3 protein-coding genes and 1 pseudogene are annotated in these 2,630 nt (G+C 55.6%); 1 reads left to right on the top strand and 3 read right to left on the bottom strand.

The window, feature by feature from the left end; all coding sequences use genetic code 11:
• Positions 1–597 precede the first annotated feature (597 nt).
• Positions 598–1,635, top strand: coding sequence for an IS110 family RNA-guided transposase (locus E5Z01_RS19115; protein ID WP_135230827.1), 1,038 nt, complete (start codon positions 598–600; stop codon positions 1,633–1,635).
• Here E5Z01_RS19115 and E5Z01_RS19110 read toward each other — a convergent pair.
• The 3 genes and pseudogenes from E5Z01_RS19110 to E5Z01_RS20465 form a co-directional block, all read right to left on the bottom strand.
• Positions 1,623–1,919 (bottom strand): transposase, encoded by a 297-nt coding sequence (locus E5Z01_RS19110; protein ID WP_135230826.1) that lies wholly within the window; start codon positions 1,917–1,919, stop codon positions 1,623–1,625. The two genes, E5Z01_RS19115 and E5Z01_RS19110, sit on opposite strands and share 13 nt — an antisense overlap.
• A gap of 48 nt (positions 1,920–1,967) precedes the next feature.
• On the bottom strand, positions 1,968–2,123 hold the full coding sequence (locus E5Z01_RS19690) for a hypothetical protein (protein ID WP_167758028.1): 156 nt from the start codon (positions 2,121–2,123) through the stop codon (positions 1,968–1,970).
• Positions 2,078–2,503: pseudogene (locus E5Z01_RS20465) on the bottom strand (IS1 family transposase); the annotation flags it as partial. The pseudogene E5Z01_RS20465 and the gene E5Z01_RS19690, both read right to left, overlap by 46 nt.
• Positions 2,504–2,630 lie beyond the last annotated feature (127 nt).

The raw sequence follows: 2,630 nt of genomic DNA, 5'->3' as shown, positions 1-2,630 counted from the left end.
TCAGCATCACTGATTTTCTCGTGTGTGTGGATCAGCTTTAACGGGATACGAGGGCGAATCCAGGCGCTGAGGATGGGCTGGGCTTCACGGATGGGGATTACACTGAGATCGGGACGAGGCTTAGACACCCGTCCCTCTCTCATTTCTAGCTGCAAAAATCAACCCCTAATCGCCGTATCTTCGGTTTTCCTCGTTGAGTAGGGCCTTCTTCGCCAATTCCTGAAGCCACTGGGCGTCACCTGCAGAACCCGACACATGATGTCGAGCCGAAATTCGTCCAGATGGGCAGCGATAAACGCAAACCTCAGAGATTTTCTTTGGCGAAGAAGCGGGCAAGCCCCATACGGGTGCTGTTCTGCCCAAGACAGGCCGCTGCTTTTTTTGTGTGTTGGGCCAGATCCGGCATAGTACGGTCAGTCAGGCTCAGCCCAGGTCGATAAGCCAGTGCTTTTTTTACGCCTACAAAGGCTGGATCCTAGATTTGGCCGACCTGGGGCCTTTCTCTGCAAACTGAACCCTATCCGAGGCTTGAAGCCTGAACAGACAAGAAGAGTGCCGAGAAAGCCGCTCCTGACGATCACGCCCAGGAGGTCAAAGATGCTCACCCTTGGAATTGACATTGGGAAACGCGAGTTGTACGTCTGTTTACAGGAATCATTGGAGGGCAATCGAAGAATTGTGGCTCAGCGAGGGCCAATTTCAAACAATGCCGCAGGATTGAGGAAATTAACTGACTGGGTCGGCAAGTTCACCGGGCATCAACCAGTCCAGGTGGTGATGGAGGCGACCAACGTGTACTGGGAAAATGCCGCGTGGCATTTTCACCAGTTGAATTGGTCGGTGAGCGTTGTCAATCCAGCACAGGTCAAGTATTTTGCCCGCTCTGTCCTGAGACGTGGAAAAACGGACGCAATGGATGCCGAAATCATTGCTTCGTTCGGTTCAGTTATGGCCCTTACACTGTGGCGGCCACCCAGTGAAACGCTGGCCGTCCTGAAACAGTTGACCCGTGAGCGAGAGAGCGTACTGCGCACGTGGTTACAGGAGAATAATCACCTCATCGCGCTCAGGGACGCCCATCAGGTCGACGCGAAGGTTATGACCTTCGCGCAGGAGCGTCTGGCGTTGTTGGAACGCCAGGTGAACGACTTAGAGCAAGCGATCAAGGAACTCGGTCAGCAGCACACCGAGGTTCAGCAGCAACTTAAGTTGCTGCGCACGATTCCTGGCATTGCGCTGATCTCAGCAGCCACGATACTGGCGGAAACAGACGGCTTTGCTCGCCTTCAAACGGGGCAGGAATTCTCGGCGGCTGCGAGTATTGCACCTTCACCTCGGCAGTCTGGCCTGCGTGCTGGTCGCTCTCGTATTTCAAAAACAGGTAATGCCCGCCTTCGCAGAATGGCCTACCTTTGTGCGCTGGGCGCGTCGAAATCCCATAGTCGCCTGGGAAGCTACTATCGTCAATTGATCACCAGCGGCAAACCGCCAAAGGTCGCCCTTATCGCGGTTGGCCGTAAGCTGCTTCGCATTGCCTTGGCGGTTGTGAAATCAGGAGAACCCTACCAGGACGACTTTGTTTCTGCACACGGCGGAGCTAGCCCAACACCACTGGCAGAAGGTCAGGGAACTTGACAGCGGTTCGGGGATACCCTATCTAGGATTTCACATTCCTGACGAAGAATCTCGTTCTCTTTGCGGAGTCGTTGAATTTCCTGTTCCTGAGGCGTCAGGGTCGTTCGACCCTGACCAAGGAAAGCCGTTTGCCCTGCCTTTTGAGCCTGGAGTCGCCAGCGGTAAAGCACGGAGGTACTGATTCCGAGGTCGCGAGCAGCACGTATGGGGCCAACATCCTCACGTTCTGCCAGTTCTATGGCCTGACGTTTGAATTCGGCGGTGTAGGTCTTCCTGGTCGTCATGGGGTTGCCTCCTATGGTGAGGCTTAACTCCACCGACTCAAAACTGACTCAATCCCACATCACGTTGCTGCGGTGAACGTTCACCGGCACGCTGTAAATGCCGCCCTTGTAGGTCAGCAGGTTGATCAGGTCTTTCGGAAAGAGGTAGTTGGTTGGAACTATTCCCGACAGGCTGCGCCACAGGGCAGGGTGAGCAGATCCCACCAGCACCGCCCGGTCAAACCAATGGCCATTGCTGGCGTGCGCTGCGCATATTTTTGTCGTCCCACTGGCACAGCCAGTGGTTGACGAAGACCCCTCTGCGGTCGGCACCAGTTGTCAACGCCCTGCACCACGTGAGCAAGGGTGAAGCGATGGATGGGCAGCCTCGCGAACGCGAGGCTTTTGCGAACCAGATGCGGATTCATACGGCGTGCTGTGCCATTCTGATGCTCCACGGCTGAAGTGTTCGGCCTCGTGTACCCAAGGGTTCTCAGTTCGAGGTTCACCCGTTTCTGTGTTCCAGCGGCAATCTCCGTCCTCACGCGCACCACCCGTTTCCCGCTGTACTCCTTGATGATTCGGACGTGAGCCAGACCGCGTGGTGGGCTGGCCCCAAAAGTTGGACGATTTCGAGTAGAGACTCGGCTCAGGTCAAGGGTACAACATTGGCTTTCTCTTCCTGCCCAGGGAACGGTCTGACGGCCACATTTGCGGTGGAGTTTCCGCAAA

Origin of the sequence: Deinococcus fonticola (assembly GCF_004634215.1) — a bacterium.
GTDB lineage: Bacteria > Deinococcota > Deinococci > Deinococcales > Deinococcaceae > Deinococcus > Deinococcus fonticola.
This window is presented reverse-complemented; position numbering and strand designations above follow the sequence as displayed.

Excerpts from the sequence above, each read along its gene's own strand:
- E5Z01_RS19115 (WP_135230827.1), top strand. The coding sequence starts at position 598 with ATGCTCACCCTTGGAATTGACATTGGGAAACGCGAGTTGTACGTCTGT.
- E5Z01_RS19110 (WP_135230826.1), bottom strand. The coding sequence starts at position 1,919 with ATGACGACCAGGAAGACCTACACCGCCGAATTCAAACGTCAGGCCATA.